Origin of the sequence: Acinetobacter sp. AOR01_HL, assembly GCF_027855455.1 — a bacterium.
In the GTDB taxonomy this organism is placed as follows: Bacteria; Pseudomonadota; Gammaproteobacteria; order Pseudomonadales; family Moraxellaceae; genus Acinetobacter; species Acinetobacter baumannii.
This window is the reverse complement of sequence record NZ_JAKTIM010000048.1, coordinates 1-5394: the sequence shown is the minus strand read 5'-3', so window position 1 is coordinate 5394 and position 5394 is coordinate 1. Positions and strand designations below refer to the sequence as shown.

7 protein-coding genes and 2 pseudogenes are annotated in these 5394 nt (G+C 34.1%); 4 read left to right on the top strand and 5 right to left on the bottom strand.

Annotated features, from left to right (window positions below):
* Nucleotides 1-515 (top strand): annotated as a pseudogene (locus tag MKL62_RS14825) (IS5-like element ISAba13 family transposase); the annotation flags it as partial.
* Between the two features lie 758 nt (nt 516-1273).
* A complete protein-coding gene (locus MKL62_RS14820) occupies nt 1274-1486 on the top strand; it encodes a hypothetical protein (protein ID WP_016653394.1) in 213 nt (70 codons plus the stop codon).
* A gap of 124 nt (nt 1487-1610) precedes the next feature.
* On the opposite strand, the gene MKL62_RS14815 is transcribed toward MKL62_RS14820, so the two are convergent.
* From MKL62_RS14815 to MKL62_RS14805, 3 genes are read right to left on the bottom strand one after another with little or no spacing between them, the layout of a single operon-like run.
* A complete protein-coding gene (locus tag MKL62_RS14815; protein WP_270899790.1) occupies nt 1611-1820 on the bottom strand; it encodes a hypothetical protein in 210 nt (69 codons plus the stop codon).
* Nucleotides 1813-2115, bottom strand: coding sequence for a helix-turn-helix domain-containing protein (locus MKL62_RS14810; protein ID WP_001140619.1), 303 nt, complete (start codon nt 2113-2115; stop codon nt 1813-1815). The genes MKL62_RS14815 and MKL62_RS14810 overlap by 8 nt, the downstream gene beginning before the upstream one ends.
* Complete coding sequence (locus MKL62_RS14805) at nt 2108-2464, bottom strand: type II toxin-antitoxin system RelE/ParE family toxin (protein WP_000269903.1); 357 nt, start codon at nt 2462-2464, stop codon at nt 2108-2110. Before MKL62_RS14805 ends, MKL62_RS14810 begins: the two co-directional genes overlap by 8 nt.
* Before the next feature lie 707 nt (nt 2465-3171).
* On the opposite strand from MKL62_RS14805, the gene MKL62_RS14800 reads away from it, so the two are divergent.
* Nucleotides 3172-3708, top strand: coding sequence for a porin family protein (locus MKL62_RS14800; RefSeq protein WP_009501148.1), 537 nt, complete (start codon nt 3172-3174; stop codon nt 3706-3708).
* Between the two features lie 169 nt (nt 3709-3877).
* Here MKL62_RS14800 and MKL62_RS14795 read toward each other — a convergent pair whose 3' ends face one another.
* A complete protein-coding gene (locus MKL62_RS14795) occupies nt 3878-4108 on the bottom strand; it encodes a hypothetical protein (protein WP_009501150.1) in 231 nt (76 codons plus the stop codon).
* Nucleotides 4109-4444: 336 nt separating this feature from the next.
* Between MKL62_RS14795 and MKL62_RS14790 the strand changes: the two genes are divergently transcribed.
* On the top strand, nt 4445-4816 hold the full coding sequence (locus MKL62_RS14790; protein ID WP_009501156.1) for an RcnB family protein: 372 nt from the start codon (nt 4445-4447) through the stop codon (nt 4814-4816).
* A 63-nt stretch (nt 4817-4879) separates the two neighbouring features.
* On the opposite strand, the pseudogene MKL62_RS14785 reads toward MKL62_RS14790, so the two are convergent.
* A pseudogene (locus MKL62_RS14785) lies at nt 4880-5394 on the bottom strand (IS5-like element ISAba13 family transposase); the annotation flags it as partial.

The window sequence follows — 5394 nt, the reverse complement described above, 5'->3', positions numbered from 1 at the left end:
CTGAATATCGTCGCCAATGGCGTAAATTACATATGGGTATAGATGCTAAAACCTTACAAATACGCGCTGTTCAGCTCACAACCAACAATGTGAGTGATTCACAGGTACTTGGTGATTTACTCGATCAGATTCCACAAGATGAGAGAGTTGACTCCGTCTATACCGATGGAGCTTATGATACCAAACAGTGCCGACAGGTCATTGCGGATCGGCAAGCACATGCAGTGATTCCACCAAGAAAAAATGCGAAGCCATGGAAAGATAAAAAGATGAGCTCGCTAGAACGCAATGAGTTGCTTCGAACAGTTAAACGTTTAGGAAGAACTATTTGGAAGAAATGGTCAGGCTATCATCGGCGAAGTTTGGTTGAAACCAAGATGCATTGCATCAAATTATTGGGGGATAAACTCAGTGCGAGAAATTTTCAAAGCCAAGTCAATGAGATTCATGCACGTATGGCAGTATTAAATAAATTTACGGACTTAGGCAGACCACATACCCGAGTTGTCACTTAAATTTGAGTAGATATGAGAAGTCTTAACTTTTAAATCTTTGTGCAACAAAGCCTTAACAAACTAGAATTTATTCTTCTATTTGAAAGGATTCTTAAAATACTCTTTTAATATGGAAATAATTAATAGTGTACTGATTAAACCTAGAAATACTATAAGAACCCACAACATACAATCCAAAGAATATTAAACATTACTGATACAAAAATAATAATATTTTTTTGTCTATTAAGTAACTGAAATTTAGTTTTCTTTACAAGTTAAGTGTTTTATTAAGTTATAATTAAAAGTAAATTTTTCTCAACTAGTATAAAGTTTAAGAGTATAGGTTATTGAATTGTTTCTTATGCAAAAAAAAGTCAAGAATCTTTATTTAAGAAAAGGTGAACACTCATTTGTTCTGCAATCACAGTTCATTTTTAAAGCTAAGCAGCAAAAATGGACTAGTGAAGATATCCAAAAAATTATAGAAAAGACCTTATATCAAGATAAATATAGGGTATATGCAATTTTGAGAGAGTATTCTAGCCAGAATTACGGGTAAATTTGACTTGAAAAAGAGAAGGACTAAAGTCTTTTAGAAGGATATATCTTGGATCCTGAATAAGATTTTTACTATTAAAGGAGTAAAGTTTAGCCTCGATATAAGTTTAATCTATTATTTTTACAATAATATTCCATATATCAATACCTAATTTAACTTTAGTTCCTATCGCCAACCCTGTATGGTGCCCGTTCAGAAACACTCTATCGAGGCTAATATGTATAGTTTTTCTGTAAAAGATTTAGATCAATTAATTGAAACGAATCTCAAAGATGGGAATAAATACAGTAAATTATTGATTGGATATAAATTATTTTCTGATTTGATGAATGATCCTATATTTTATACAGAAGTGTCTAATTCAGCTCTGAGCGCTACGAAAAGAAAATATAAGCAACTAAAAATTAAAATCACCACACATCAATATTAGCTTCATTTGGAATAAATCAATAAAACGAAAGTTCTCAGCTCTCTCTTCGTATATGAGAAAGTCACAATTTATGGCCTTTCTCATATCTATTTAGCATAAAATCTCTTATGCGAATCTGGAAAGATTAAGTTATTTCGTAATATTTTATCCAATAAGCATTGTCGAAAATATCAGTGTAATAGCTTGACTTCTTACAATGTGAAAAATAGTCACAGCATAAATCTCTAATAATTTCAATTTCCTCTAGGCTATCAGCAGCATTGACTAAAAATATACACTTGTCCAAGTTAACAAGTAATTTACTACTATTTTTCAAAGGTTTATTATTAGACATTGAATCCTATGTGTTTTCCTGTTGGAAGCTCTACATCAATACGAAGTTTTCCGCCCATTGCTTCGACATACTTTTTCATCGTTGAAATTTTAAGATCATGACCACGATTTTCGATTGCTGACAATGAAGGCTGTTTGATTCCAAGGGTTGCAGCCAGTTCTTTTTGAGAAATCTCTAACTCTTCACGAATAAGGTGAAGCTGAGTTTCCAACAATAATTCATCCGCCATTTGTTGAATACGAGCTTGACTCTCTGGAGAGCGATTAGCCAATAATTCTTGTAGGGTCTTAGCCATTAGATTGATCTCCTAAAGTTGAAAGATGAATTTCGTATTGCTGATCGGCAATATCTAACATCTCTTTATAAAAACGCTTTTTACCGCCTTTATCACCGATACACAGCACAATAGCTTGTCGTAAAGGATCAAACGCGAAAAAGGCTCTCAGTGGTTTACCTCGATGCTGAACACGTAGCTCTTTCATATTGGTAAATTTGGAGTCATAGACGGTATCTACTAAAGGACGACCTAAACTTGGTCCCTGTTGCTGTAGAACGACCAACGCTGCGAGTACTTTCTCTTGTGTAGATTGATCTTGCTGTGCAAGCCATTCGTTAAACAGATCCGTTGTAATGACTGTCCACATATTACAACAATAATATAGATTACAATCTATATTTTATGCTTAATTGAATTATTATTCAAATGACAATAAAAAATCCCGACGTCATGTCGGGATTTTTCGGTGTGGAGCGCATAGGTAGGGCTGACTACCTAATGGTCATGGTGTCTGACTGATTATTCTTGTTTTAAGTCATTGAACATCCTGTTCATATAGATCGATCATAGGGACTTCACTGGTGCTTGGATACAAACAATTTCGTAAAATGCTGTAAGCCAAAGCGTACAAAAAATCATCAAAATTATCCCAAAGCTTATCCGCAAGAAATGGGGATAAATTCAGAAATGGAAGCCTTAAGGAATCGGAAGGAAATTACGATTTGATCGTTTTTAACCAATTTTATTGGCAAAATATATAAAAACTGCTCATAAAAAAGCCGACTTGTTCCCAAGTCGGCTTTTCGACATCGTCGAGCAAATTATTTATAGCATAAGTTTTTGATTTTTATATGTTTCAATTTGTTCATTTCGTATAACGCCCACTATGTTAAATAGAAAATTTCTAGAAGAAATAAAAAAAGATTATTTATTAACCAATAAATCAAAAACTATCTCACTAATTAGTATAACTTTATTGCAAAACTTTATTTATATTTCCAATATATGCAAATCCTTTAAATCAATGATTTATGGGTTTTTATATAATTTCAATATTTATTCATGAGATATACAATGAAAAAACTGCTTTTGGTATCACTTCTTGGGACTGTTGCAGCAACTACAGCAAATGCTGGTAGTACAACAATTCAGCCATATGTAGGCGCTGGCTATACATTTTTAAATAACGATAATGTTGATGTACATTTTCTAGGTCTGAATGGTGGTTTGCAATTTAATGAATATGTTGGTGCTGAAGTATTCTGGAATAAATCTGTGAATGACATCGAGTTCGATGGCGATTTAGAAGAACTTGGTGTAAGAACTGATGCCGATGTTCAATACTATGGTATTGGCTTAACAGCTAAATATCCTTTAGCAAATAACTTCTATGCTAAAGGTATGGCAGGTTATGCACGTGTTGACCTCGATGTAGATGCTACTTATCAAGGTTATACAGTTTCAGCTAGCGAAGATGATTCCGGTTTAATCATTCAGGCTGGGGCTGGCTATAACTTCACTCCAAACTTGGCTGCAGAAGTAGCTTACACACACGTTAATGCGTTTGATGGCTTTAATGGTGTAAATGCTCAATTAAAATATAACTTCTAATTTGTTGAGTAAAAGAGCGAGGAGAAAATCCTCGCTTTTTTTGGAAATTTGTACAACAGCCATTATGTTAAATGAAAGAAGTAGTGAATTTATTCTGTCTTATCAGTAGGAAGGCATAAAAAAAGACCAATAAGTTTTTACACTTATTGGCCTTTTCCTTTATTCGTAATTAGTGTTTAGGTGGCAATTTATGCTCTGGATGATGCTTCTTCATGTCATGTTTTGAAGGGGCTTTATGATCGGGATCTCTTTTCATATCATGTTTTGGTGGCTGTGGTTTTTTATCAATATGGTGCTGAGCTGGTGGCTGTTTATGATCCTGTACTGGAGCAGCCATCGTAGTCATTGTGAATGAGGTTGCCATTAAACCAACGAGTAAACCAGAGATAATCTTTTTCATTTCTAAACTCTAAACCTGAGAACTTATTTGATAAGAGGATATTAGGACTGCTTTATGGAGATTAGATGGATAATAATGTGAGATTTAAGTAAATTATTTTCCTCATTAAAACATGATGATTCAACTATATGTTTTTATTATATTTGAGTGAAATCACAGCCTATTTAAAGACCAAATAAATGGTTATTTTGCATTCTAAGTGTTTGTTTTATATTCTAAATTAATCCTTATTTCCTTCTTAATTTTAACAAAAGAATTACATTAAATAATTATTTAAACTTGGTTTCTCATGTTTAATGAAATTATCAATTAAAAGACAAAATGATTAGGTGTGGTATGAATACATTAATTAAAGCAATTGTTTTATCAGTATCAGCTTCTGTTATGGGAGCTTCTGCTTTTGCTGCTCCACAAGAAAATCATAATCAGCCTAAACACGTTAATCAGCATAAAAAACAAGTTGACCAACATAAGAAACAGCCTTTAGTTCAAAAAGCTCAAACTCAGAAGCATACTGTAAAACCTTCACGTGATTGGAAGGCTGGACAAGTTATTCCTTCTCAATACCGCAAAGGTCACTCAGTAGACCATAAAAAGTATAGCAACCTGACTAAACCAGCTAAGAACCAGCAATGGGTGAAAGTAAATAATGATTATGTGCTGATCAATACAGTGAATCACAAAATCATTAAAACTATCAAAGGTTAATATCTCTGATAGGCTTTGTTGCACAAAGATTTAAAAGTTAAGACTTCTCATATCTACTCAAATTTAAGTGACAACTCGGGTATGTGGTCTGCCTAAGTCCGTAAATTTATTTAATACTGCCATACGTGCATGAATCTCATTGACTTGGCTTTGAAAATTTCTCGCACTGAGTTTATCCCCCAATAATTTGATGCAATGCATCTTGGTTTCAACCAAACTTCGCCGATGATAGCCTGACCATTTCTTCCAAATAGTTCTTCCTAAACGTTTAACTGTTCGAAGCAACTCATTGCGTTCTAGCGAGCTCATCTTTTTATCTTTCCATGGCTTCGCATTTTTTCTTGGTGGAATCACTGCATGTGCTTGCCGATCCGCAATGACCTGTCGGCACTGTTTGGTATCATAAGCTCCATCGGTATAGACGGAGTCAACTCTCTCATCTTGTGGAATCTGATCGAGTAAATCACCAAGTACCTGTGAATCACTCACATTGTTGGTTGTGAGCTGAACAGCGCGTATTTGTAAGGTTTTAGCATCTATACCCATATGTAATTTACGCCATTGGCGACGATATTCAG

Coding starts and splice junctions, on each gene's coding strand:
- MKL62_RS14805 (WP_000269903.1), bottom strand. CDS start 2,464: ATGTGGACAGTCATTACAACGGATCTGTTTAACGAATGGCTTGCACAG.
- MKL62_RS14790 (WP_009501156.1), top strand. CDS start 4,445: ATGAATACATTAATTAAAGCAATTGTTTTATCAGTATCAGCTTCTGTT.
- MKL62_RS14815 (WP_270899790.1), bottom strand. CDS start 1,820: ATGTCTAATAATAAACCTTTGAAAAATAGTAGTAAATTACTTGTTAAC.
- MKL62_RS14795 (WP_009501150.1), bottom strand. CDS start 4,108: ATGAAAAAGATTATCTCTGGTTTACTCGTTGGTTTAATGGCAACCTCA.
- MKL62_RS14820 (WP_016653394.1), top strand. CDS start 1,274: ATGTATAGTTTTTCTGTAAAAGATTTAGATCAATTAATTGAAACGAAT.
- MKL62_RS14810 (WP_001140619.1), bottom strand. CDS start 2,115: ATGGCTAAGACCCTACAAGAATTATTGGCTAATCGCTCTCCAGAGAGT.
- MKL62_RS14800 (WP_009501148.1), top strand. CDS start 3,172: ATGAAAAAACTGCTTTTGGTATCACTTCTTGGGACTGTTGCAGCAACT.